This window comes from Enterobacter sp. UCD-UG_FMILLET, from assembly GCF_000762975.1.
Taxonomy (GTDB): Bacteria; Pseudomonadota; Gammaproteobacteria; order Enterobacterales; family Enterobacteriaceae; genus Enterobacter; species Enterobacter dykesii.
On sequence record NZ_JRJC01000006.1, the window covers coordinates 20557 to 45396 of the forward strand.

25 protein-coding genes and 1 riboswitch are annotated in these 24840 nt (G+C 57.9%); of the genes, 10 read left to right on the plus strand and 15 right to left on the minus strand.

The features are described from left to right. Nucleotides 1–3: 3 nt before the first annotated feature. The 6 genes from ureE to LA04_RS00575 all read right to left on the minus strand — a co-directional run bounded on the left by ureE (nt 4) and on the right by LA04_RS00575 (nt 4798). The gene (ureE, locus tag LA04_RS00550) at nt 4–468 is read right to left on the minus strand and encodes an urease accessory protein UreE (RefSeq protein ID WP_047650074.1); all 465 of its coding nucleotides are present in this window, start codon (nt 466–468) and stop codon (nt 4–6) included. A gap of 9 nt (nt 469–477) precedes the next feature. Beyond that, nucleotides 478–2181, minus strand: coding sequence for an urease subunit alpha (gene ureC, locus LA04_RS00555; RefSeq protein WP_047650076.1), 1704 nt, complete (start codon nt 2179–2181; stop codon nt 478–480). Beyond that, nucleotides 2174–2488, minus strand: coding sequence for an urease subunit beta (locus LA04_RS00560; protein WP_047650077.1), 315 nt, complete (start codon nt 2486–2488; stop codon nt 2174–2176). The genes ureC and LA04_RS00560 overlap by 8 nt, the downstream gene beginning before the upstream one ends. A gap of 10 nt (nt 2489–2498) precedes the next feature. After that, a complete protein-coding gene (locus LA04_RS00565; protein ID WP_047650079.1) occupies nt 2499–2801 on the minus strand; it encodes an urease subunit gamma in 303 nt (100 codons plus the stop codon). A 10-nt stretch (nt 2802–2811) separates the two neighbouring features. Next, nucleotides 2812–3639: an urease accessory protein UreD gene (locus tag LA04_RS00570; protein ID WP_047650080.1), complete on the minus strand. Its 828-nt coding sequence runs from the start codon at nt 3637–3639 to the stop codon at nt 2812–2814. A gap of 145 nt (nt 3640–3784) precedes the next feature. After that, nucleotides 3785–4798, minus strand: coding sequence for an alpha/beta hydrolase (locus LA04_RS00575; protein ID WP_047650082.1), 1014 nt, complete (start codon nt 4796–4798; stop codon nt 3785–3787). A 147-nt stretch (nt 4799–4945) separates the two neighbouring features. On the opposite strand from LA04_RS00575, the gene LA04_RS00580 reads away from it, so the two are divergent. Beyond that, the gene (locus LA04_RS00580; RefSeq protein ID WP_047650083.1) at nt 4946–5368 is read left to right on the plus strand and encodes a MarR family winged helix-turn-helix transcriptional regulator; all 423 of its coding nucleotides are present in this window, start codon (nt 4946–4948) and stop codon (nt 5366–5368) included. Between the two features lie 40 nt (nt 5369–5408). Here LA04_RS00580 and LA04_RS00585 read toward each other — a convergent pair whose 3' ends face one another. Both LA04_RS00585 and plsY read right to left on the minus strand, forming a co-directional pair. After that, nucleotides 5409–6875 (minus strand): MFS transporter, encoded by a 1467-nt coding sequence (locus LA04_RS00585; RefSeq protein ID WP_047650085.1) that lies wholly within the window; start codon nt 6873–6875, stop codon nt 5409–5411. 84 nt (nt 6876–6959) lie between these two features. Then, nucleotides 6960–7580, minus strand: coding sequence for a glycerol-3-phosphate 1-O-acyltransferase PlsY (gene plsY, locus LA04_RS00590; RefSeq protein ID WP_032659895.1), 621 nt, complete (start codon nt 7578–7580; stop codon nt 6960–6962). Between the two features lie 107 nt (nt 7581–7687). Between plsY and folB the strand changes: the two genes are divergently transcribed. After that, complete coding sequence (gene folB, locus LA04_RS00595; protein WP_023309215.1) at nt 7688–8056, plus strand: bifunctional dihydroneopterin aldolase/7,8-dihydroneopterin epimerase; 369 nt, start codon at nt 7688–7690, stop codon at nt 8054–8056. 106 nt (nt 8057–8162) lie between these two features. Further along, nucleotides 8163–8984 carry an undecaprenyl-diphosphate phosphatase gene (bacA, locus tag LA04_RS00600; RefSeq protein WP_008502957.1) on the plus strand — a complete coding sequence of 274 codons (822 nt, stop codon included), beginning with the start codon at nt 8163–8165 and terminating at the stop codon, nt 8982–8984. Nucleotides 8985–8994: 10 nt separating this feature from the next. Here the strand turns inward: bacA and LA04_RS00605 are convergent, their stop codons facing one another. Further along, nucleotides 8995–10236: a multifunctional CCA addition/repair protein gene (locus LA04_RS00605; RefSeq protein ID WP_047650086.1), complete on the minus strand. Its 1242-nt coding sequence runs from the start codon at nt 10234–10236 to the stop codon at nt 8995–8997. Between the two features lie 60 nt (nt 10237–10296). After that, nucleotides 10297–10917, minus strand: a complete 621-nt coding sequence (locus tag LA04_RS00610) for a TIGR04211 family SH3 domain-containing protein (protein ID WP_047650365.1) — start codon at nt 10915–10917, stop codon at nt 10297–10299. A 229-nt stretch (nt 10918–11146) separates the two neighbouring features. Between LA04_RS00610 and LA04_RS00615 the strand changes: the two genes are divergently transcribed. From LA04_RS00615 to hldE, 3 genes are read left to right on the plus strand one after another with little or no spacing between them, the layout of a single operon-like run. Beyond that, complete coding sequence (locus tag LA04_RS00615; protein WP_047650088.1) at nt 11147–12448, plus strand: CYTH domain-containing protein; 1302 nt, start codon at nt 11147–11149, stop codon at nt 12446–12448. 21 nt (nt 12449–12469) lie between these two features. Next, nucleotides 12470–15325, plus strand: a complete 2856-nt coding sequence (glnE, locus tag LA04_RS00620; protein WP_047650089.1) for a bifunctional [glutamate--ammonia ligase]-adenylyl-L-tyrosine phosphorylase/[glutamate--ammonia-ligase] adenylyltransferase — start codon at nt 12470–12472, stop codon at nt 15323–15325. 40 nt (nt 15326–15365) lie between these two features. Then, nucleotides 15366–16796, plus strand: a complete 1431-nt coding sequence (gene hldE / locus LA04_RS00625) for a bifunctional D-glycero-beta-D-manno-heptose-7-phosphate kinase/D-glycero-beta-D-manno-heptose 1-phosphate adenylyltransferase HldE (protein ID WP_047650091.1) — start codon at nt 15366–15368, stop codon at nt 16794–16796. A 96-nt stretch (nt 16797–16892) separates the two neighbouring features. On the opposite strand, the gene ubiK is transcribed toward hldE, so the two are convergent. Beyond that, the gene (ubiK, locus tag LA04_RS00630) at nt 16893–17189 is read right to left on the minus strand and encodes a ubiquinone biosynthesis accessory factor UbiK (RefSeq protein WP_045371366.1); all 297 of its coding nucleotides are present in this window, start codon (nt 17187–17189) and stop codon (nt 16893–16895) included. A 119-nt stretch (nt 17190–17308) separates the two neighbouring features. Further along, a riboswitch (FMN riboswitch) is annotated at nt 17309–17459 on the plus strand. Nucleotides 17460–17565: 106 nt separating this feature from the next. On the opposite strand from ubiK, the gene ribB reads away from it, so the two are divergent. Then, entirely contained in the window at nt 17566–18219 is a 654-nt protein-coding gene (gene ribB / locus LA04_RS00635; RefSeq protein ID WP_023309208.1) for a 3,4-dihydroxy-2-butanone-4-phosphate synthase, read from the plus strand. Between the two features lie 32 nt (nt 18220–18251). Here the strand turns inward: ribB and zupT are convergent, their stop codons facing one another. Next, the gene (gene zupT, locus LA04_RS00640) at nt 18252–19025 is read right to left on the minus strand and encodes a zinc transporter ZupT (RefSeq protein WP_047650094.1); all 774 of its coding nucleotides are present in this window, start codon (nt 19023–19025) and stop codon (nt 18252–18254) included. Nucleotides 19026–19221: 196 nt separating this feature from the next. Here zupT and ygiD point away from each other — a divergent pair, with 196 nt between their 5' ends. After that, nucleotides 19222–20010, plus strand: coding sequence for a 4,5-DOPA dioxygenase extradiol (gene ygiD / locus LA04_RS00645; RefSeq protein ID WP_047650096.1), 789 nt, complete (start codon nt 19222–19224; stop codon nt 20008–20010). A gap of 92 nt (nt 20011–20102) precedes the next feature. On the opposite strand, the gene LA04_RS00650 is transcribed toward ygiD, so the two are convergent. The 3 genes from LA04_RS00650 to tolC all read right to left on the minus strand — a co-directional run bounded on the left by LA04_RS00650 (nt 20103) and on the right by tolC (nt 23573). Then, nucleotides 20103–21263: a glutathionylspermidine synthase family protein gene (locus tag LA04_RS00650; RefSeq protein WP_047650098.1), complete on the minus strand. Its 1161-nt coding sequence runs from the start codon at nt 21261–21263 to the stop codon at nt 20103–20105. Nucleotides 21264–21265: 2 nt separating this feature from the next. Continuing rightward, nucleotides 21266–21934: a DUF1190 family protein gene (locus tag LA04_RS00655; protein WP_047650100.1), complete on the minus strand. Its 669-nt coding sequence runs from the start codon at nt 21932–21934 to the stop codon at nt 21266–21268. 160 nt (nt 21935–22094) lie between these two features. After that, nucleotides 22095–23573, minus strand: coding sequence for an outer membrane channel protein TolC (gene tolC, locus LA04_RS00660; RefSeq protein ID WP_047650101.1), 1479 nt, complete (start codon nt 23571–23573; stop codon nt 22095–22097). Nucleotides 23574–23777: 204 nt separating this feature from the next. On the opposite strand from tolC, the gene nudF reads away from it, so the two are divergent. Further along, nucleotides 23778–24410, plus strand: coding sequence for an ADP-ribose diphosphatase (nudF, locus tag LA04_RS00665; RefSeq protein WP_008502974.1), 633 nt, complete (start codon nt 23778–23780; stop codon nt 24408–24410). Then, on the plus strand, nt 24407–24829 hold the full coding sequence (locus LA04_RS00670; RefSeq protein WP_003862516.1) for a DUF1249 family protein: 423 nt from the start codon (nt 24407–24409) through the stop codon (nt 24827–24829). Before nudF ends, LA04_RS00670 begins: the two co-directional genes overlap by 4 nt. Nucleotides 24830–24840: the final 11 nt, after the last annotated feature.

Sequence of the window (24840 nt, forward strand, 5' to 3'; positions counted from 1 at the left end):
TCCTTAATGTGAATGAGCGTGAGAATGGCTGTGGCTGTGGGCATCGCTGGCGTAAGCGCCCGCTTCCGGTTCAAACGGCAGGCTGGCGTAGGCCACCTCCAGACCGAACTGGCGCAGCATGTCGTCGAGAACGTGGTCGTGGTGATAGCGCAGCTCGCCGGGCGTGATTTGCAGCGGCACGTGGCGGTTGCCCAGGTGGTAGCAGGCGCGGGCAAGCAGGAACGGATCGGCGCAGCGCACCACGGAAACCGACTCCGGGGCGGCGATCACTTCGATGACCTCGCTGCCGTCGTCGGTAGTCAGCAGGTCGCCCCCGCGCAGCAGCAGGCCGCGCGGCAGCATCAGCCCGGCCTCGCGCCCGTCGTTAAGCGCCACGCGGGCGCGGCTTTTCACCCGCACGTCAATCGGCAGCGTGACGCTGGCGGTAATCGGATGCGCGTGGTCCAGGCGCTGGGTTAAATAGATCATCATCACTCCTCAAAACAGGAAATAGCGTTGCGCCATCGGCAGAACGTCAGCCGGTTCGCTGGTTATCAGTTCACCGTCGACGCGCACCTCGTAGGTTTGCGAGTCGACGGTAATATTCGGCTGCAGGCCGTTGTGGATCATGTCCGCCTTTTTCACCGTCCGGCAGCCTTTCACCACCGCGGTGGCGCTCTGCAGGTTGAGCTGTTGAGGGATGCCGTTCGCACTGGCGGCCTGCGAGATAAACGTTAGTCGGGTGGCGTGGCGCGCGGCGCCCAGCGATCCAAACATCGGGCGGTAATGCACCGGCTGCGGCGTAGGGATCGAGGCGTTGATATCGCCCATCGGCGCGCAGGCGATCATCCCGCCCTTGACGATGGTGGCGGGTTTGACGCCAAAGAACGCCGGAGACCAGACCACCAGATCCGCCAGCTTGCCCGCCTCAATCGAACCGACTTCATGGGCGATGCCGTGGGTGAGCGCCGGGTTAATGGTGTATTTGGCGACATAGCGCTTCACGCGGAAGTTGTCGTTATCGCCTGTCTCGTCCCGCAGCGCGCCGCGCTGGACCTTCATGCGGTGCGCCACCTGCCAGGTGCGGATAATCACTTCCCCGACGCGGCCCATGGCCTGCGAATCTGACGAGGTGAGCGAGAACGCGCCGATGTCGTGCAGCACGTCTTCCGCGGCGATGGTTTCACGACGAATGCGCGATTCGGCAAAAGCCACGTCCTCGGCGATATCCGGATCGAGGTGATGGCAAACCATCAGCATGTCGAGATGCTCGTCGATGGTGTTCACCGTATAGGGCAAGGTCGGGTTGGTAGAGGAGGGCAGAATATTCGGGTGCGCGCAGGCGGTGATGATATCCGGCGCGTGGCCGCCGCCCGCGCCTTCGGTGTGGAAGGTGTGGATAGTGCGCCCGGCGATAGCTGCCAGCGTGTCTTCGACAAAACCGGACTCGTTCAGCGTGTCGCTGTGCAGCGCCACCTGAATATCCATCTCGTCAGCCACCTCCAGCGAGCAATTGATGGCGGCGGGCGTCGCGCCCCAGTCTTCGTGGATCTTCAGCCCGATGGCGCCCGCGGCGATTTGCTCGCGCAGGGCGTCCGGGTTGGAGCCGTTACCTTTGCCGAGCAGGCCAATATTCACCGGCAGCGTATCGGCAGCCTGCAGCATGCGGGCGATATACCACGGCCCCGGCGTGCAGGTGGTGGCGTTGGTGCCCGCCGCCGGCCCGGTGCCGCCGCCGATCATGGTGGTGACGCCGGAGACCAGCGCTTCTTCCGCCTGCTGCGGGCAGATCCAGTGGATGTGGGTATCGATCCCGCCGGCGGTGACGATCTTCCCCTCGGCGGCAATCACCTCCGTTGCCGCGCCAATCGGGATCGTCACGCCGGGCTGAATGTCCGGGTTCCCGGCTTTGCCGACGGCGAAGATCCGCCCGTTCTTGACGCCGATATCGGCCTTCACGATCCCCCAGTGATCGACGATCAGCGCGTTGGTGAGAACCAGATCCACGCAGCCGTCAGCGGTCATCTGCCCCTGGCCCATGCCGTCGCGGATCACCTTTCCGCCGCCGAACTTGACCTCTTCGCCGTAGACCGTGAGATCGTCTTCCACTTCGATCCACAGCTCGCTGTCGGCAAGCCGCACTTTATCCCCGGTGGTGGGGCCGAACATATCGGCATAAGCCCGGCGCGAAATCTCAGCCATGTTTCACCTCGCCCATTACCTCGCCGCGAAAGCCGAAAATGCGCTGCGCCCCCGTGACCTGAACCAGCGTCACTTCCCGCTTCTGACCGGGCTCAAAGCGCACGGCGGTGCCTGCCGGGATGTTCAGCCGGTAGCCTTTGGTGGCTTCCCGATCGAACTTCAGCGCCGGGTTGACCTCGTAAAAGTGGTAGTGCGAGCCGACCTGGATCGGCCTGTCGCCGTGATTTTCGACAACCACGCGTTGGGTTTCACGCCCGACGTTGAGGACAATCGTTCCGGGCTGGATCTGGTATTCACCTGGGATCATCACGCGCTCCTTAGACGATCGGGTTGTGGACGGTGACGAGCTTCGAACCGTCCGGGAAGGTGGCTTCGACCTGAATATCGGGGATCATCTCCGGGACGCCCTCCATTACCTGGTCGCGCTTCAGGACGTGGCGGCCCGCTTCCATCAGCGAGGCGACGGTTTCGCCATCGCGCGCGCCTTCCATAATGAAGGCGCTGATCAGCGCGACCGATTCCGGGTAATTGAGCTTTACCCCGCGCGCAAGGCGGCGTTCGGCAACCAGCGCGGCGGTGAACAGCAACAGCTTGTCTTTTTCTCTGGGGGTCAGTTCCATAACGTTTCTCTTATGTCTGCCAGATACGCGGCGAACAGGCGGTTTTGGTGGTGAGAAGCGGGCGAAGCGACTGCCAGATGTCGCGCATCACCCGCTGGCAAATCAGGTTGTCGTCGGAGAGAAAACGCACCGAAAGCAGATCGTCTGTGAGCGTTGCACCTGCATAATTTTCCAGGGGCGCGAGCCGTTCGCGCACCGCGTCGAGATGTTCTTCTTTGGCCGGATAGAACAGCAGCGTGCCGAGCCACGGATGCCCGGCGACGGGCGTGAGATCGCCGTCGCTAAGATGCTGACGCTCGATCAGGCGCGGTTCGTTTTCAACCCAGATTTCAAGGCGGCTTTCCAGCGTGCCGTGGCTAAAGGTCTCACCGATCACCGGGCGTCCCAGACAGTACAGCTCCCACGCCAGCAGCGTGCTGGAGGCCTTCAGGTGGAAGACGGAACGCAGCGCGGCATTCGCGCCGGGGAAGATAATGGTGTCCTGCGGCAGCCACTCCAGCGTGGAATCTTCATCGAGGTAAAAGTGCTGGTTAAGACGCGCCTGCGGGCCGCTGCTGCGATAGAACTTGCTCGCCCCGGGCATGGTGATGAGCGCGTGGCTTTTGGCGTCCAGCCGAACGGAAATGTCCAGCGTATCGCCGCCCACAATTCCGCCGGGCGGGTGCAGCAGGTAAAGGTGGCAGGTTTCCCCTTCGGGGTAAAACGGACGTTGAACGGTGAGCGGCCCGACGTGGTGGGCGGAGTGCAGGAGGGTTTTCTCAGGGGTGTAACAAAACTGCAGGGCAAGCGACGCCTGCCAGCCTTTATACGTATTATCAGTGACCTGAGCTGCTAACATGCTGCATCCATTTCCACACCATCGGGATACGTTTCAGTATGCCCTGGCGGAAATGAAGCCTGTCATATGAGTCGCTTATGGATGGCCAGGCAGGAGAAATAAAAAAGCACGGCCGGGGCCGTGCTCTGTATTAAGAATGACGATCCTACTTCAGGTGTTCATGCAACGCTGCACCTGCCTGCTCAAGGGCAACTTTAACCGTTGGCTCCTGGCTCAGCGGGTTAAGCAGGCCGTAGTCGTGGATCATGCCGTTATAGCGCGTGACGGTCACCGGGACGCCAGCCGCATCCAGTTTACGCCCGAATGCTTCACCTTCATCCCGCAGAACGTCCAGCTCAGCCGTCTGGATCAGCGTCTCGGGGAAACCTTTCAGCTGCGCGGTGCTGGCGCGAAGCGGAGACGCAAGGATATTGTTGCGATCGGCAGCGCTGGTGGTGTAGTTATCCCAGAACCATTTCATCATGTTTTTCGACAGGAAATAGCCATTTTCGAACTGGTTATACGAGGCAGTATCAAAGTTCGCATCGGTAACCGGCCAGAGCATGACGTTGTAGCGAATCTTTGGCCCATTGAACTGTTTGGCCTGCAGCGCCACCGAAGCCACCATGTTGCCGCCGACGCTGTTACCCACCAGACCCAGACGGCTACCGTCCACGCCAATTTCCTGACCGTGCCCGGCGACCCATTTTGTCGCTTCATAGGCCTGATTAATGGCCACCGGGAAATGGGCCTCAGGTGACGGGGTGTAATCGACGTAAACCGCAGCGGCACCCGAAGCGCGAACAAGATCGCGGATTAAACGTTCATGGGTAGAGAAGTCACCCAGCACCCAACCGCCGCCGTGAAAGAACATAAAGGCGGGGAGCGTGCCGCTGGCGTTTTCAGGTTTCACTATTTTCAGTTTTATCGCCTGGCCATTTACCTGGATCGTTTTTTCAGAAACCTGAGCGGGCGGCAGTTTTGCGCCTTGCTGCGCGCCAATCAGTACCTGGCGGGCCTCCTGCGGGGTCATCTGTTCCATTGGCTTACCCTTGCCGGAATTCAAAACATTAAGAAATGCCTGTACGCCTGCGGTCGGGGTTGGGGTATTGGTGGTTTGAGCGGATGCCGCGGCTGACGCGAAGACAGAAGAAACCAGGATGGCGGTGAGTGTTTTCATGGTAGTGCCTCTTTAAGCGTATTTGATCGGATGAGATAATTAAGTAGTGTGCTACTTAGTTGTTAGCATAATACTTTCGCGCAAGATACTTTTAGTCAAACATTATTTATAATTTTTTCAGGAAACCGATTCGGAGTTGATAGAAAAATGAAAGAAAACAAAACGCTAGATGATTTACTTTGCTTCTCGCTGTACTCGGTCACCAACGCGTTTGTTCGCCAGTATCGCCCCTTACTGCAAGAGATGGATCTGACCTATCCGCAATTCGTTGTGTTGATGGCGCTTTATGAGAAAGACAACATCCCACTTCGCGATCTCAGCGATAAGACGTTTTTTGATTCGGGCACATTGACCCCGCTTGTACAAAAGCTTGAGGCAAAAGGATTCCTCAACCGTATCGCGGTTGTGGGTGATGAAAGGATGAAAAATGTCGTACTGACCGATAAGGCGAAAGAACTGAAGAAACGGGTGATGGCTTTGCCGGACCAGATCCGCTGCAGCATGCGGATGAATGACGATGAGCTTGAGACGCTAAAAAAACTCTCCCGAACGCTGCTCGACGATTTGTAAGAACCCTTCGGTGGGGTGATCCCACCGAAGTAATGTGTCGTTACCGGTAGTCCTCCGCGTCCACATCATACCCCGACGGCTCCCAGCGGATTGCCAGCAGCGACGCCAGGCCGATAAACGGTGCCAGCGCAATCACCCAGAACACGGCGGTGTCGAGAGACGCGACCAGCAGCGGGAACAGGAACAGCGACAGCGTCGAGCTGCTGCGCATCAGCGTCTGGTTGAGACCCACGCCCACGCCGCGCAGCGAGGTCGGGTAGCTCAGAGAGGCGAACGTCATGGTATGCGCGCCCGGGCCGAAGCCCTGACCGAACAGGAAAAGCGCCAGCATGGCTACGGCAAGCACGCCTTCAGAGGCACCTTCCGGTCGGCCAATCAGCGCCAGGCCCAGCAGCGCGACAAGCTGGCAGGCATAACCCGCCAGCGACATCCGCCAGGCGCCGAAGCGCGGTACGTAGCGTACCGCCAGCAGTCCGCCGACGAAGGCAAACAGCAGGTTAAGCACCAGAGAAATCAGGATGGTGGTGAGCATTGACTGGACAAAGAAGCTGGAGATGATCACCGGCAGGCCAAACGCCACGGCGTTATAGGCAAACGACGAGACGACGGACAGCAGCGTGGCGAGCGTCGTGCGGCGCAAGTAGATGCCGCGGAACAGGTTCAGATAATTTGACCATTTCGCTTTATTCACGACAGGTGCAGGCTGGCCGAGCGCGTCCTGCGGCACGTGGGCATTGATGTTATACGACTGGCGTAAAATTGACGCCGCCTCTTTCAGGTTGCCCTGATTCGCCGCCCAGACCGGAGATTCGCTCATATAGCGGCTGCGGATGGCGATAATCACCAGCGCGGGCACCGCGCCAAAGCCGAGAATCAAACGCCACAGCCAGTCGCTGTGGCTTTCCGGCAACACGGCGTAGAAGAAAAGCACCAGCAGGTAAGAGACGCTGATGGCGGCATACCAGGTGGGGCACCACATCGCGACGCTGGAGGCCTTATTTCCGGGCCCTTTCAGCCTGGCGAACTCGCTTAAAAACGCCATCGCCACGGGAAGATCGATCCCGACCCCCAGCCCCATCACAAAGCGGGCACCCGCGAGCACATATTCGTTCGGGGCCAGCGCACAGGCGATCGCTGCCACCACGAAGAACACCATATCAGCCATAAAAACGCGGTAGCGCCCGATTTTATCCGTGAGGTAACCGCCGAGCAGCGCCCCGACAATGGCACCAAAGGTAATCGCCGAGGCCACCATACCGGTACCGGCGGGCGTCAGGTTAAATTCGCGGGTGATGTCTTTAATGCCGAACGCCAGCGCGCCCAGATCGTAGGCATCGAGGAAAATTCCGCCCAGCGCGATACCGACCACGATACGGGCGTTTGCCCGGCCCTGAGAGCCGTCATTAACGAGGCGTGATACATCCGACGCGCTGCGCACCCACTGGATGTCGCCATCAGGAGGATTACCTGCCGTTGAAAGGGAAGTGGTGTCTGTGATTTCAGCCATTTTCTTCTTATGTGGTTGTGTTGTGTCCCTAACAGTTACCACAGGCAGAAGGTGACCAAAATCACATTTGGCTATAAGGCATAACTAACTCTTCGGAGCGTCTTTTTTCTTTCTCTTGAGCTTAGTCCAGATTTTGGTCTCCTGACGACGCCACAGGCGCTGGATATTGTCGTGATGACGCAGCAGGATAAGACAGGAGAGCATCGACACCGGGAAGGTGAACTGGGGTTTAAACCACCAGACGTAGAACGGGGCGATCAGCGCGCTGACGATGGCGCCCAGCGACGAGTAGCCGCTCAGAAGAATGGTCAGAAGCCAGGTTCCGGCCATGACGCCGGTGAGATCCCAGCCGATAGGTGCAATCGCACCGAAGGCCGTCGCAACGCCTTTTCCGCCTTTAAAACCAAAGAAAATGGGCCAGATATGGCCGACGCAGGCGGCGATGGCAATGAGCCCCAGCCAGAACGGCGTGACGCCCAGCGCATACGCGCCCCAGACGGGCAGCATCCCTTTCAGAACATCAAAAATCAAAACCGCTACGGCTGCTCCCTTGCCGCCAATTCGTAGTACGTTGGTCGCCCCCGGATTCCCGGAACCATTTTCACGCGGGTCAGGTAACCCGGCAATGCGGCAGACCAGAATGGCGCTGGAGATTGAGCCGCAAAGATAGGCGAGGAGGATCATTCCAGGCGCGATTGCACTCATAACGCTGTTCCGTTTTGAAAATGTATCTGTATTCTCAACATCTGTGGATAATACGCATAATTCGCCGGAAGTGGTATCCGGTTTAGCCAAAAAGCAGGCAGGTCGTGATGGATATTGTATTTATAGAGCAACTTTCGGTAATCACCACAATTGGTGTTTACGACTGGGAACAGACCATCGAACAGAAGCTGGTGTTCGATATCGAAATGGGATGGGATAACCGCAAATCGGCAAAAAGCGATGACGTGAACGATTGTCTGAGCTATGCCGATATCAGTGAAACGGTCATCGCCCACGTTGAAGGGCAGCGTTTTGCGCTGGTCGAACGGGTGGCGGAAGAAGTCGCAGAATTGCTGTTGAAAAAATTCAACTCACCTTGGGTGCGCATCAAGCTGAGCAAGCCGGGCGCGGTGGCGCGAGCCGCCAACGTTGGCGTCATTATCGAGCGTGGCACAAATCTGAAAGGAAAGATTTAACGTCATAATAGCTAAACCATTTTAGGTTATACCGGTCTCAGGAATGTATCTTTATCGGTTGTCCGTATGGGACGCCGTTTTTTTATATCTTTTTAGGGGTTTATAGATGAGCGATATGCACTCGCTGCTGGTGGCGGCAATACTGGGTGTGGTCGAAGGATTGACGGAGTTTTTGCCGGTCTCCAGTACGGGCCATATGATTATCGTTGGCCATCTGCTGGGCTTCGAAGGCGATACCGCCAAAACGTTTGAAGTGGTTATCCAGCTGGGGTCTATTCTGGCGGTGGTGGTGATGTTCTGGCGCCGTCTGTTTGGTCTGATTGGCATCCATTTTGGCCGTCCGCCTCAGCACGAAGGGATGAGTAAAGGCCGCCTGTCGCTGATCCATATTCTGCTCGGGATGATCCCTGCGGTGGTGCTGGGCCTGGTGTTCCACGACGCCATCAAATCGCTGTTTAACCCGATTAACGTGATGTACGCGCTGGTGGTAGGTGGCTTCCTGCTGATCGCAGCGGAAGTGCTGAAGCCAAAAACGCCGCGCGCGGAAGGGCTGGACGATATGACGTATCGTCAGGCGTTTATCATTGGCTGCTTCCAGTGTCTGGCGCTGTGGCCGGGCTTCTCTCGTTCAGGCGCAACCATCTCCGGCGGGATGCTGATGGGCGTAAGCCGTTACGCCGCGTCAGAGTTCTCGTTCCTGCTGGCGGTGCCGATGATGATGGGCGCCACCGCGCTTGACCTCTATAAAAGCATTGGTTTCCTTACCACGGGCGACATTCCGATGTTCGCCGTCGGCTTCATCACCGCGTTTATCGTGGCGCTGATTGCGATTAAAACCTTCCTGCAGCTGATTAAGCGTATCTCGTTTATTCCGTTCGCGATCTATCGCTTTATCGTGGCGGCTGCGGTGTACGTGGTCTTCTTCTGACCGATGGCCCTCAGTCTTTCGGCTGAGGGCAATGCTTTTCCTTCCAGTCCGACACCGCCTGAATTCGCCGTTTCGTGAGCTCTTCGCGAATTTCCGGCCCTTTGAATCCCGCTTCGACAACGTCCTTCGTGGGTACCGCTTTCGCAACGTCCCAGGCTTTACGCAGTAAACGTCCCTGCGGGTAATCGCACGCTTCAAACCCGGTACGACCACGCACGTCAGCTTCGCTGGTGAGCGCGATTTGCTCTACGCGCTGGGGTTTACGCCAGGCGTCGATGTTATCGAAAAGCTTAACGATGGTGGCCGGTTTCAGGATAGGGAAGGTGTGGATCAGATCGTGGAACTCGGCCACCAGTTTCGCCAGATCGCGGATCTCGTTCGGCACGCGCAGACGCTGGCACAGACCCTCGACCAGCTTCACCCCTGCCGGACCGTGCCCGTGGTGGCGAGGCCAGAATTCTTTTGGCGTTAGGCCTTTGCCAAGATCGTGACACAGGGTGGAAAAACGCACGTCCACGTCCGGGCTGAGCATGGCGGCCATGCTGAGCGTCATCAGCGTGTGTACGCCGGTATCAATTTCCGGGTGCCATTTTGCCGGGGCAGGCACGCCAAACAGCGCGTCTATTTCCGGGAACAGCACCTTCAGCGCGCCGCAGTCGCGCAGGACCTGGAAAAAGACCTGCGGGTTGCGCGTGGTGAGAGCATTTTCCGTCTCTTTCCAGACGCGCTCTGGCGTCAGGTGTTCAAGCTCGCCCGCCTCGGTCATGGCGGTCATCAGCGCCATTGTTTCATCGGCAATACGGAAACTGAGATGGGCGTAACGCGCGGCAAAGCGCGCCACGCGGAGCACGCGGAGCGGATCTTCAGAAAACGCCGGGGAAACGTGACGTAAAAGACGGTTGCGCAGATCGTCCTGACCGCCATAGGCGTCAACAATCTGGCCGTTCTCGTCCTGCGCCAGCGCGTTGATGGTGAGATCGCGGCGCAGAAGATCTTGCTCCAGCGTGACGTCCGGCGCGGCATAGCAGGTGAAGCCCGTATAGCCCGAGCCCGATTTCCGCTCGGTACGCGCCAGGGCATACTCTTCACGGCTTTTCGGGTGCAGGAATACGGGAAAATCGCGGCCTACCTGCTGGTAGCCCGCGTCGAGCATCTCTTCCGGGGTGGCGCCAACCACCACCCAGTCTTTATCTTTGACCGGCAGACCTAACAACGCATCACGTACCGCACCACCGACCAGATAACTCTTCACGCCCAACTCTCCCGTTTTCTCTTTTCCAGAATGATACGTAAGTCTGGCAGAGAAGACGAATTAGTTCATCCAGCGATCTTTACGCTTGCGGCTTGGGATCAGATGCGGCAGCACCAGACCCAGCACCAGACCTACGCCCAGCACGCCGCCGCCATACATAAACCACTGCATGATGATGGTGCGCTGTTTGTCGTCGAGCTGCAGATTGGCGGCATTCACTTTCTTCTGCGCGACAATCAGCTCGTTTTTCAGTTTCTGGTTCTCTTCTTTCAGACCGTTAATCACACCGTCGCTTTGCGCCACTTTCTGCTGCATTTCAGCGGTGCGCTGGTTCCAGGTGCCGTCGATGTTGTTCAGCTTATCGGTCAGAGTCTTCACCTGGTTTTCCAGATCCGGCACGCGCGTGCGCAGACTTGGCGAGGTGCTCAGCTCTTTCAGCGGGATCCAGGACGTACGGCCGGTACTGTCGCGAACCTGACCGTAGTTGGTGTCCGCGTTGGTCTGTAACAGGGTGACTTCCTCGCCGGCATTCACCGTGCCCACGAGGCGATAATTATCTCCGGGGCCACTGCGTACCCAGGTGTTCAGTTCGTCAGAAACGTAACGCTTCTCTTCAGCGTGCACTGCGGTTGCGGCGCTAAAAGCGAGTAAAGTAAGTCCAATCAGGCGTAATTTAAGCATCATTAGTCGTTATTTTCATAAATAGTGGAACGATAGTAGTGGCAACAGTGTCTCTACGCAAAGCATTCGTCAGCAATCAGAATCATCTGTGTCACGACTCTACACATTTACGCCCGACAAATTGCTCATTGCATGGCAATTTGGCGCAAAATACTATGTACTGACAAACAAATGGCGAGGAAGTTCGCCCTCATTGACGCGTCTGTGACGCCCGCAAAAGTACAAGGCTATGGCACAAGAAATTGAATTAAAGTTTATCGTCGAAAAAGACAGCGTTGACGCACTCCGCCAGCATCTGCATACGCTTTCCGGCGAACACCATGCACCGGTACAACTGCTTAATATCTATTACGAAACGCCAAACAACTGGCTGCGCCGCCACGATATGGGGCTGCGCATCCGCGGCGCGAGCGGGCGCTACGAGATGACGATGAAAATTGCCGGCCGCGTGGTCGGCGGTTTACATCAGCGCCCGGAATACAATATCGACATCAGCAAGCCAGAACTTGAGCTCGAACGCTTCCCGGCGGAAGTCTGGCCGGAAGGCGAGCTGCCCTCCACGCTGGCGGAACAGGTACAGCCGCTGTTCAGCACCGATTTCTGGCGCGAAAAATGGCTGGTGACGGAAGGTAAAAGCCGCATCGAAATCGCCCTCGATCTCGGTGAGGTGAAGGCGGGGGAGTTCCAGGAGCCCATTTGTGAACTGGAGCTTGAGCTGCTGGAAGGGGACGCGAATGACGTGCTGAAGTTGGCGCGCAGGCTGGTGAGCCAGTCCGGACTGCGTCAGGGAAGCCTGAGTAAAGCCGCGCGGGGTTACCATCTGGCGGCCGGAAATGCGCCGCGCGTCCTGAAAGAGACGACCATTTTGCGCGTTGCGCCGAAAGCCAGCGTTGAGCAGGGGCTGGAAGCCGCGCTGGAGCTGGCGCTTTCGCAGTGGCAGTACCATGAAGAGCTGTGGGTGCGAAACGTGAAAAACGCCAAATCCCACGTGCTGGCGGCGATTGCCCTGGTGCGTCATTCCCTGGCGCTGTTCGGCGGTATCGTTCCTCGCAAAGCGAGCGCTCACTTACGTGATCTGCTGACGCAAACCGAAACGCTGATGCTCTCGGACGTCTCGGCGCAAACGGCGATTTACAGCCCGCAGGCCGCTTCGGCAAAACTGGCGCTGACCGAGTTTCTGGTCACGCGCGGCTGGCGCGCCTTTCTGGATGCGAAAGCGGAAACCAAAATCGCGGAAAACTTTAAGCGTTTCGCGGATATTCATCTTTCCCGTCATGCCGCCGAGCTGAAGAGCACCTTTGCGTATCCGCTCGGCGATAAGTATGGCGATCAGCTTCCCCGTCTTTCGCGCAACATCGACAGCATGCTGCTCCTTTCCGGCGCCTACGACGGGCCACAGGCGCAGGCATGGCTGGAAAACTGGCAGGGGCTGAAGCATGCCATCGAAACCCGCCAGCATATTGAGATTGAGCATTTCCGTAACGAGGCCATTTCGCAGGAGCCGTTCTGGCTGCACAGCGGAAAACGTTAACTCTGGCAAGGAACCCCTATAATGCCGCTTTCTTCACCGTTACAGCAGCAGTGGCAGACCGTTTGCGAACGTCTGCCTGAGTCATTACCGGCGTCATCGTTAAGCGAGCAGGCGAAGAGCGTGCTCGCCTTCAGTGATTTTGTGCAGGAAAGTATCACCGCCAACCCGGACTGGCTGGCAGAGCTTGAGAACGCGCCGCCGCAGGCGGACGAGTGGCGGCATTACGCCGGCTGGCTGCAAACCGCGCTCGAAGACGTTGCGGATGAAGCCACGCTGATGCGCGTCCTGCGCCAGTTCCGCCGTCGGGTGATGGTGCGCATTGCCTGGGCTCAGGCGCTGGAGCGGGTGAGCGAAGAGAGCACGCTGCAGCAGTTAAGCGAGCTGGCGCAAACGCTGATTGTCGCCGCGCGCGACTGGCTCTACGCCGCCTGCTGTAAAGAGTGGGGCACGCCGTGCAGCGAGGAAGGGGTTCCTCAGCCGCTGTTGATTCTGGGGATGGGCAAGCTGGGCGGCTGCGAGCTGAACTTCTCCTCCGACATCGACCTGATTTTTGCCTGGCCCGAGAACGGCTCCACGCGCGGCGGCCGTCGCGAGCTGGACAACGCCCAGTTCTTTACCCGTCTCGGCCAGCGTCTGATCAAGGCGCTGGACCAGCCGACGCAGGACGGTTTTGTTTACCGCGTGGACATGCGCCTGCGTCCGTTTGGCGACAGCGGACCGCTGGTGCTGAGCTTTGCCGCGCTGGAAGATTACTACCAGGAGCAGGGGCGCGACTGGGAGCGCTATGCAATGGTTAAAGCGCGGATTATGGGCGACAGCGACGACGCTTACGCCAACGAGCTGCGCGCCATGCTGCGCCCGTTCGTGTTCCGTCGCTATATCGACTTCAGCGTCATCCAGTCCCTGCGCAATATGAAAGGGATGATTGCCCGTGAGGTTCGCCGTCGTGGGCTGAAGGACAACATCAAGCTCGGCGCGGGCGGCATTCGAGAAATCGAATTTATCGTTCAGGTTTTCCAACTGATTCGCGGCGGGCGTGAGCCGTCGTTACAGTCCCGCTCGCTGCTGCCGACCCTTAGCGCCATCGAGCAGCTTCACCTGCTGCCGGACGGCGACGCGCAAACCCTGCGCGAGGCCTATCTGTTCCTGCGTCGTCTGGAAAACCTGCTGCAAAGCATCAACGACGAACAGACCCAGACCCTGCCGGGCGATGACCTTAACCGGGCGCGCCTGGCCTGGGGCATGCGCGTGGACGATTGGTCAACGCTGACCGAACGGCTGGATGCCCACATGGCGGGCGTACGCCGCATCTTTAACGAGCTGATCGGTGATGACGAAAGCGAATCGCAGGACGATGCGCTTTCCGAGCACTGGCGCGAGCTGTGGCAGGACGCGCTCCAGGAAGATGACACCACGCCGGTGCTGACGCACTTAACAGACGACGCGCGCCATCGCGTGGTGGCGCTGATCGCTGATTTCCGTCTTGAGCTGAACAAACGCGCCATCGGCCCGCGCGGCCGTCAGGTGCTGGATCACCTGATGCCGCACCTCCTGAGCGAGGTTTGCTCGCGGGCGGATGCGCCGGTACCGCTGTCGCGCATGATGCCGCTGCTGAGCGGGATTATCACGCGTACCACCTATCTGGAGCTCCTGAGCGAGTTTCCGGGGGCGCTGAAGCACCTGATTACGCTCTGCGCCGCCTCGCCGATGGTGGCCAACAAGCTGGCGCGTTACCCGCTGCTGCTGGATGAGCTGCTCGATCCGAACACGCTGTATCAGCCCACGGCGACGGATGCCTACCGGGACGAGCTGCGTCAGTATCTGCTGCGCGTGCCGGAAGAGGACGAAGAGCAGCAGCTGGAGGCGCTGCGCCAGTTTAAGCAGGCTCAGATGCTGCGCGTGGCGGCGGCGGACATCGCCGGAACGCTGCCGGTGATGAAAGTGAGCGATCACTTAACCTGGCTGGCAGAGGCGATCATCGACGCGGTGGTCCATCAGGCGTGGGTGCAGATGGTGGCCCGCTACGGCCAGCCGAAGCACCTTGCCGATCGTGAGGGACGAGGGTTTGCCGTGGTGGGTTACGGCAAGCTTGGCGGCTGGGAGTTGGGCTATAGCTCCGATCTGGATTTAATCTTCCTGCACGACTGCCCGGTTGACGTGATGACCGACGGCGAGCGCGAGATTGACGGGCGTCAGTTCTATCTGCGCCTGGCGCAGCGCATTATGCATCTGTTCAGCACCCGCACCTCGTCGGGCATTTTGTATGAAGTCGATGCGCGCCTGCGTCCGTCCGGCGCGGCGGGCATGCTGGTGACCTCAACGGAATCCTTCGCCGATTACCAGAAGAATGAAGCCTGGACGTGGGAGCATCAGGCGCTGGTGCGCGCTCGCGTGGTGTATGGCGATCCGCAGCTCAAAACGCAGTTTGACGTCATCCGTAAGGACGTTATGACGACGGTGCGAGAGGGCGCCACATTACAAACAGAAGTGCGGGAAATGCGCGAGAAAATGCGCGCGCATCTCGGCAATAAACACCGCGATCGCTTTGATATTAAAGCCGACGAGGGCGGTATTACCGATATTGAGTTCATTACCCAGTATCTGGTGCTGCTGCACGCCCACGACAAGCCGAAGCTGACGCGCTGGTCCGATAACGTGCGCATTCTGGAGCTGCTGGCGCAAAATGACATCATGGACGAGCTGGAGGCGCAGGCCTTAACCCTCGCCTACACGACGCTGCGCGATGAGCTTCATCATCTGGCGCTGCAGGAGGAGCCGGGGCACGTGGCGCTGGACTGTTTCGCGAATGAACGTGCTCAGGTAACGGCCAGCTGGCAGAAGTGGCTGGTGGAACCGTGCGTAACAAATCAAGTGTGATATTATCGCGCGCAAATTGTGAATCTTTCTGGAGTCAGGAATGAAAGTAACACTGCCAGAGTTTGAACGTGCTGGGGTAATGGTTGTTGGGGATGTGATGCTGGATCGCTACTGGTATGGACCGACCAGCCGCATCTCTCCGGAAGCACCGGTACCGGTGGTTAAGGTCGACACCATTGAAGAGCGTCCCGGCGGCGCGGCAAACGTGGCGATGAACATTGCCTCCCTGGGCGCGCAGTCGCGTCTGGTGGGCTTGACCGGCATCGACGATGCGGCGCGCGCGCTGAGCAAGTCGCTGGCGGACGTGAACGTGAAGTGCGACTTCGTTTCTGTTCCGACCCACCCAACGATTACGAAACTGCGCGTGCTGTCGCGCAACCAGCAGCTGATCCGCCTCGACTTTGAAGAAGGGTTTGAAGGCGTTGATCCCGAGCCGCTGCACGAGCGTATCAACCAGGCGCTGGGCAATATCGGCGCGCTGGTGCTGTCCGACTACGCAAAAGGCGCGCTGGCCAGCGTGCAGACGATGATCCAACTGGCGCGTAAAGCTAACGTGCCGGTGCTGATCGACCCGAAAGGGACCGATTTTGAGCGCTATCGCGGCGCGACGCTGCTGACGCCGAACCTCTCCGAGTTTGAAGCGGTGGCGGGCAAGTGCAAAACCGAGGAAGAGCTGGTTGAGCGCGGCATGAAGATCATTGCCGACTTCGAGCTGTCCGCGCTGCTGGTGACCCGCTCCGAGCAGGGGATGACGCTGCTGCAGCCGGGCAAAGCGCCGCTGCATATGCCAACCCAGGCGCAGGAAGTGTACGACGTGACCGGTGCCGGTGATACGGTGATCGGCGTGCTGGCGGCGACGCTGGCGGCAGGAAACTCGCTGGAAGAGGCATGCTACTTCGCCAACGCCGCGGCGGGCGTGGTCGTCGGTAAACTCGGTACCTCAACCGTTTCGCCAATCGAGCTGGAAAACGCGGTGCGCGGTCGTGCGGATACCGGTTTTGGCGTCATGACCGAAGAAGAGCTGAAGGTGGCCGTCGCCGCCGCGCGCAAGCGTGGTGAAAAAGTGGTGATGACCAACGGCGTGTTCGACATTCTGCACGCGGGCCACGTTTCGTATCTGGCGAACGCGCGCAAGCTGGGCGATCGCCTGATTGTGGCGGTTAACAGCGATGCATCGACGAAACGCCTGAAGGGCGAAACGCGTCCGGTGAACCCGCTCGAGCAGCGCATGATCGTGCTCGGCGCGCTGGAAGCCGTGGACTGGGTGGTGTCGTTTGAAGAAGATACCCCGCAGCGCCTGATTGCCGGCATTCTGCCGGACCTGCTGGTAAAAGGCGGGGATTACAAGCCGGAGCAAATCGCGGGTAGCGAAGAGGTCTGGGCCAACGGCGGTGAAGTGATGGTGCTCAATTTTGAGGACGGGTGCTCAACCACCAACATCATCAAGAAGATCCAGAAGGACAGTAAGTAGTTCGTGCGGGCTGATGCCCTCACCCCAACCCTCTCCCATAGGGAGAGGGAGTAAAGATAAAAAAACGGCAACCAAGGTTGCCGTTTTGCATTAACTTCACGCCTGATCGTCCACCGGTGGAATGGCCGGTGCCGGCTTCACTTCTTCCGGCGCATTGCGGTTTTCCAGCTCGCTCAGACGCTGTTCCAGCAGCGCCAGCTTCTCGCGGGTGCGCAGCAGAACCTGGGTCTGCACGTCGAACTCTTCGCGGCTGACTAAATCAAGGCGAACCAACTGCGCCTGCAGCGTCTGGCGGATTTTCTTTTCTACGTCATCACCAAATTCACGAATGCCTTTTGGCATAGATTCATGAACCTGACGCGCGATCTGCTCAATTTTTTTCGGGTCAATCATTGGCGTTTCCCTTGATGGAAAAGTGTTAGTGTCCATTGTAGCGCGTCATGCCCGGGGTAAACAAAATTGTTTGATGCTTATGCATTGCCCAGGATAATCAATAGCGTTATAGTTATCTCGCTTATTCTCAGGGCGGGGCGAAATTCCCCACCGGCGGTAAATCAGCGTGACGCTGAAAGCCCGCGAGCGCTTTGGGTGAAAACTCAAAGGTCAGCAGATCCGGTGTAATTCCGGGGCCGACGGTTAGAGTCCGGATGGGAGAGAGTAACGATCAAGTCGGGCATGGGCCCGCTCACGTTATCTTTTTGCCGCTTATACGGCGCTCCTAAGACTGCCCTGATTCTGGTAACCATAATGTTAATGAGGTTTTTTTACCATGAATCAGACGCTACTTTCCTCTTTTGGCACTTCAACTCAACGTGTTGAACATGCACTGGATGCACTGCGCGAAGGCCGCGGTGTGATGGTGCTTGACGATGAAAACCGTGAAAACGAAGGCGACATGATTTTCGCCGCCGAAAACATGACCGTTGAACAGATGGCGCTGACCATCCGTCACGGCAGCGGCATCGTATGCCTGTGTATTAATGAAGATCGTCGTAAGCAGCTCGATCTGCCGATGATGGTCGAAAACAACACCAGCGCCTTTGGTACCGGTTTTACCGTGACCATTGAAGCGGCGCATGGCGTGACCACCGGTGTGTCTGCGGCTGACCGTCTGACCACCGTACGTGCAGCGATTGCCGATGGTGCGAAGCCATCCGATCTGCACCGTCCTGGCCACGTCTTCCCACTGCGTGCGCAGGCGGGCGGCGTGTTGACCCGCGGTGGTCACACCGAAGCGACGATCGACCTGGTGACGCTGGCTGGCTTCAAACCTGCTGGTGTGCTGTGCGAACTGACCAACGATGACGGCACCATGGCGCGCGCGCCGGAGTGCATCACCTTTGCCCGTCTGCACAACATGCCGGTGGTCACGATTGAAGATCTGGTTGAGTATCGCCAGGCGCACGAGCGCAAAGCCAGCTGATAATAAAAACGCCGGGAAGTCCCGGCGTTTTTTTACCCGATTCCTGCGCTCTGCAGCAGAACCAGACTTAACCCCATAATCGACATTCCACACAGCACGCCATAGCTGGGGTTGTTGTTTGGATCGATCTCCTTCGCCAGCGGCATCAGTTCGTCCACCGAAAGCGCAACCATGATCCCGGCTACCGCGGCCATGATCGCCGCCATCACTACCGGAGAGACCAGGCTACCAAGAATCAGCCAGGCCAGCACGCCGCCAAGGATTTCGGCCATCCCGGAAATACCCGCCCAGAACACCGCAGTGCGTTTCGATCCCGTTGCGGCATACACGGGTCCGGCGACGGCCAGTCCTTCAGGAATATTGTGTAAGGCGACCGCCAGCGCGATGCCAAAGCCCATCTCAAGATTGCTGCTGGCCGTCACGTAGGTAGCGACCCCTTCCGGGAAGTTGTGCAGACTGATGCCAAGCGTTAACAGCACGGCGGTACGCTTGATATTGCGCGGCATAGGCGTCACGTTTTTCTGCATTAAATCCTGCGGATGCGCGTGTGGTAGCATCCGATCGAGGGCAAAGTATCCCAGCAGGCCAAAGACAAACATGCCGTAGCCCAGCAGCGGAGACATGCCTTCGGTGCCCAACGCGGCAGGCAGCATCTCCATCAGGGAGATGAGCAGCATGATCCCGGCAGCAAAGCCCAGTGAAAAGGCCAGCACGCGGTTAGAGGGCTTTTGGCCGAGCACGCCGAGGAGCGCACCGATGAAGGTCGCGGCACCCGCCAGTATGGTCAGGATCAAGGGGACTGACATGCATTGCTCCTTTTGATAATCATTCTCATTAATATAAATGATCCATTTCTGGCAAAGCGAGGGTGAAAACCCGGCTTTACACATTCCTTACATTCAAATTTCCTGATGATGATCTTCACGCTTATCTGCGTTCATCTTTGCTGGATTGCGCGTAATGTAGCACCATTAAATTGACACCTTCTGTAAGGATATCACCATGACTTCTTCCCGTATGCCAGCCCTGTTTTTAGGCCACGGTAGCCCTATGAACGTTCTGGAAGACAACGTCTATACCCGCGCCTGGCGTCACCTGGGCGAGACGCTGCCGCGGCCGAAAGCGATCGTGGTGGTGTCTGCGCACTGGTTTACCCGTGGGACGGGCGTGACCGCCATGGAAGCGCCAAAAACCATTCATGATTTTGGCGGCTTCCCGCAGGCGCTGTACGACACGCATTATCCGGCCCCCGGCTCGCCTGAGCTGGCGCAAAAGCTGGTAGAGTTGCTGGCACCTGTCCCTGTGACGCTGGATAAAGAAGCCTGGGGCTTTGACCATGGCTCCTGGGGCGTGCTGATTAAAATGTATCCTGACGCGGATATCCCGATGGTGCAGTTGAGCATCGACAGCACTAAACCGGCGGCCTGGCATCTGGAGATGGGGCGTAAGCTGGCAACCCTGCGTGATGAAGGCATCATGCTGGTGGCGAGCGGCAACGTGGTGCATAACCTGCGTACCGCACGCTGGCACGGTGAGAACACGCCGTATCCGTGGGCAACCTCTTTTAACGACTACGTCAAAGCGAACCTGACCTGGCAAGGCCCGGCTGAGGAGCATCCGCTGGTGAACTATCTGGATCACGAAGGCGGTTCGCTCTCTAACCCGACGCCGGAACACTTCCTGCCGCTGCTGTACGTTCTTGGCGCGTGGGATGGTCAGGAACCGGTGACGATCCCGGTCGACGGTATCGAGATGGGGAGTTTGAGTATGCTGTCGGTGCAGGTGGGATAATAAAAGCAAAACGGCAACCTCAGGTTGCCGTTTTTAGTGTTTGCACCCTCTCCCTGTGGGAGAGGGGCGGGGTGAGGGCATCAGGCCGCGGCCTATTCGACAAAAATGTGCGGATAAAACCGTGACAGATCCTGCGTGATCAGCGCGCGATCTTCGCGAATGCCAATCCCGGCCGGCAGATCGTTAATGAGCCAACTGCCAATCAGGGTATAGCTGTCGCCAAATTTCGGCAGTTGCCAGAACTCCTGGACGATCATCCCTTCTTCGCCGTATGGCCCTTCAACCGCTTCCAGCGTCTTGCCGTTTTCGATAATCGAGACGTTTGCCCCTTCGCGGGAGAAGATCGGCTTAACGACGTATTTCTCCATTTGCGGGTAATCATCTTCCGCAAAATACGCTGGCAGCAGGTTCGGATGGTTCGGGAACATCTCCCAGAGCATCGGCAGCAGGGCTTTGTTAGAGATAATGCTCTTCCATGCCGGCTCCAGCCAGCGCACGCCAGCATCTTCCAGCTTGGTGGAAAACATCTCGCGCAGCATGTATTCCCACGGGTAGAGCTTGAACAGGTTGCTGATCACCTGGTCCTGCATATCCGTAAACTGCCCTTTTTCACCCAGGCCGATATCCTCGATGTAGAGGAACTCGGTCGCCACTTCCGCTTCGGCGGCGCAGTCCTGCAGATACTGGACCGTGCCACGGTCTTCTTCCGTGTCGCGGCAGCAGGCGAGATGGAGCAGGTTAAAGCCATGCTGTTCGCGCAGCTCGGCAAAACGCTCAATCAGCTTTTCCTGGAGGCTGTTAAACTGGTCGCTGCCTTCCGGCAGGTTTCCGGCATTGGCCTGGTCTTCCAGCCAGATCCACTGGAAGAACGCCGCTTCGTACAGAGAGGTTGGCGTATCGGCGTTGTTTTCCAGAAGCTTCGGTTCACCTTTGCCGTCCCACGCCAGATCCAGGCGAGAGTAAAGCGAAGGTTGATTCGTTTTCCACGACTGGCGCACAAAGCCCCAGGTGTGCTTCGGAATGCGGAACTTTGCCATCAGCTCGTCGCTGTCGATGACCTTTTCCACAACCTTCAGGCACATCTGGTGCAGCTCGGCCGTCACCTCTTCCAGTTTTTCCACCTGAGCCAGCGTGAGCCTGTAATAGGCGTCTTCACACCAGTACGGCTCGCCGTACATGGTGTGAAAGTTAAAACCGTACTCGGTGGCTTTTTCGCGCCAGTCCGGGCGCTCGGTGATACTGACTCGTTCCATGATCAGCCGCCCATTGAGCGAGTAGAGGAGGTGCCTGTCGCACTGCGCTGCATGCTGGTCTGCTTCGCCACTGATTCACCAAACCCGCCGCGGGTGATGGTGCTGGTGGTGGCAGGCTTCGGCGCCATCGCCGTTTTCGGTACGGTCACGGTGCGGCCAGGGGTCGCTGCGCCGTAGCCTTTGCCGCTGGCATCGGTATATTGACCGTAAGCCGGGCTGGCCGGGTTTTTCGAGCTAAACAGCGGCTGCTGCTGGTAGCCCGCACCGCCGCCCATCAGGCGACCCATCATGTAGCCTGCCATCAACGGCATCCAGAAGCTGCCGCTGGACTGCGCCTGCGCCTGATTTTCAGGTGCAGTGCCTGCCTGAACCGGTGCCTGCTGGCACTGACCTTCACCGAACTCCGCCACGCAGTCTTCGCGTGAGGCATATTTCGGTGCGGTACGTTCCGCTTCTTTCAGCGCGCTGGTGTAAGCCGTTTTACATTCAGCGGCTTTGCCGGTTGCGGCGGAGCAGTCGTCTGCGTTTTGATACAGCGATACCGTTTCGTCATTTTTCTCACAGCCTGCCAGCATAAAGACAGCCGTGACCGCCAGCGCAACAGGGGTGAGGTGACGCGCGTTCCAGCTCTTACGGAACGAAGCGTGATTTATGGATTTTGTCCGTTTCATCTTTGTCTTCCAGGACCCAGTGGTAATAACGCTCAGGATAGAGGATGAGTGGTTGAAAATGAAGCGAAGAGGGGCGGAATCAGGGGGATCTTTACGTTGGCTTACGTTCGGATGTGATTCAGATGCGCCCTCTCCCTGTGGGAGAGGGCCTGGTCATAACTTAATTACGGAACGGATTATTGCCTTTGCTGGCGGATGTAGTGGTACGCGCAGCGGCTGGCTGTGCCGCCGGGGTGTTGCCGTTAGCGTTGAAGTTATCAACCGCGGCAACCTGCTCCGGGTTCTCCGGCGCAACGCTGTCCGGAGAGGTGGAAACCGGTTTACCCAGCGCGCTGTTCAGCATCTGCAGATCTTGCTCGTTCAGCGTACCCAGAGCCTGTTTGATGTTCAGCTGGTTAATCAGGTACTGGTAACGCGCGCTGGAGAGCTGCTGTTTGGCGTTGTACAGCGTGGTGGTCGCGTCAAGCACGTCCACGATAGTACGCGTACCGACCGAATAGCCCGCTTCCATCGCGTCCAGGGAGCTCTGTGCAGACACAACGGCCTGTTTATAGGCGTTGATGCTGCTGATGGAGGCGTTTACGTTGTTGAAGGAGGAACGCACGGTCTGCACCACGCTGCGGTGCGCGCTTTCCAGCTGCTCGCTCGCGCCAACAAAGTTGTACTGCGCCTGTTTCACCTGAGAGTTAACCTGACCGCCCTGGTACAGCGGTAGGGAGAAGCTCAGACCCACTTTGTTCTGACCCATATTGCTGTCGTCATACTGGGACGTATTGGTTTTAGAGCCGCTGTAGGTCGTGTCGGAAACGCCGGTAGACGCGCTCAGGCTCAGGGTTGGCAGATGGCCGTCCTGCGCCTGACGAATTTGCTCGCGGGCCAGATCCTGGCTCAGACGCGCCTGCAGCAAACTCAGGTTGCGGTTTTCCGCCTCTTTCAGCAGGGCGTTAACGGCCTGCGGTTTATCCGTTTTAAAGCTGTCCACGTTCAGCGACGCCAGCTCAGGATAGTAATTCCCGGTGACCTGACGCAGGGACTCCAGCGCGTTGTCGAGGTTGTTACGCGCGGTCACTTCGTTAGCCAGCACGGTGTCGTACTGTGAACGGGCGTTCTGCACGTCGGTGATCGCGACCAGGCCCACGTTGAAACGCTGGGTGGTTTGATCTAACTGGCGGTAAATCGCCTGTTTCTGCGCTTCGGTGTAGGAGAGTGCGTCAATCGCGCTCAGCACGTTGAAGTACGCCGTGGCGGTGTTCAGGATCAGCGTCTGCTGGTCGGTCTGATAGGTCACATCCTGGATACCCGCACTCTTTTCCTGCAGGGTCAGGGCGCGCCATTTGGACATATCAAACAGCGTCTGTGTCAATTGCAGTGAGGCGCTGGTAGCATTGGAGTTTACGCCGTTAGCGTCGCGGAAACCGTTGCTGTAGGTATAATCTGCACCTAAACCTAACTGTGGCAGCAAGGGGCTACGCGCTTCGTTAATCTTTTCAAACGCAGCATCACGATCGGCCGCTGATTTACGTAAATCAGGGTTGCCCAGACGTGCCTGCTGGTAGACCTGTAACAGGTTTTCCGCCTGGCTCATTGCACTGAAGCCCGTCAGGCTCAGGCCGATAAGGATGGGGAGCAATTTCTTCATTTGCATTCCTTGTTGTGAAGCAGTATTAGCGCTGATCTAATTAAAAAATAATTGCCGATTCTAACAGAATCTTCCATACCAAAAGGTTGGCGTAACGTGCCATCTGGCGGTAATTTGCACCAATCTACCATATAGCCTTACAAACGGCAGCCAAACAGCCTTGAAATTCACAATTTCATCACCATTGCTACCAGGACTCGACTCATGCAAAAACCAGAAAAGTTGCCCGTGACATTCGCCAAAAACGATGTAGAAATTATTGCACGAGAAACGCTTTATAGCGGTTTTTTTTCAATGGATCTTTACCGTTTCAGGCATCGCCTGTTTAACGGGGAAATGAGCGGCGAAATCAGACGCGAAATTTTTGAGCGCGGGCATGCGGCAGTCTTGCTACCCTTTGACCCAGTGCGTGACGAAGTTGTGCTGGTGGAGCAGATCCGCATCGCCGCTTATGACGTCAGTGAGAGTCCGTGGCTGCTGGAGATGGTGGCCGGGATGATCGAAGAAGGTGAGACGGTTGAAGACGTCGCCCGGCGCGAGGCGCTGGAAGAGGCCGGGCTGGTGGTGGGCCGTACAAAACCGGTGCTGAGCTATCTGGCAAGCCCGGGCGGTACCAGCGAGCGCTTGTCCATTATGGTGGGCGAAGTGGACGCCACGACGGCGGAAGGGATCCACGGTCTGGCAGATGAAAACGAAGATATTCGGGTTCATGTGGTGAGCCGGGAACAGGCTTATCAGTGGGTAGAAGAGGGGAAAATCGACAACGCAGCGTCTGTCATCGCCCTGCAATGGCTACAGCTGCATTATCAGACATTACGAAACGAGTGGAAAAAATGAAGCGCTATACGCCTGACTTCCCAGAAATGATGCGCCTGTGCGAAACCAATTTCGCACAGTTGCGCCGCCTGCTGCCGCGAAACGACGCACCCGGCGAAACGGTAAGCTATCAGGTGAGCAACGCGCAGTATCGGTTAACGATAACAGAATCAACGCGCTACACTACGCTGGTGGAGATTGAGCAAACGGCACCCAGCATTAGCTACTGGAGCCTGCCGTCGATGACGGTGCGCCTCTATCACGACGCGATGGTCGCTGAAGTGTGTTCAAGCCAGCAGATCTTTCGCTTCAAGGCGCGGTATGATTACCCGAATAAAAAGTTGCATCAACGCGACGAAAAGCATCAAATTAACCAGTTTTTAGCCGACTGGCTAAGATATTGTTTAGCACATGGAGCAATGGCGATTCCGGTTTGTTAGCGTCATAAACC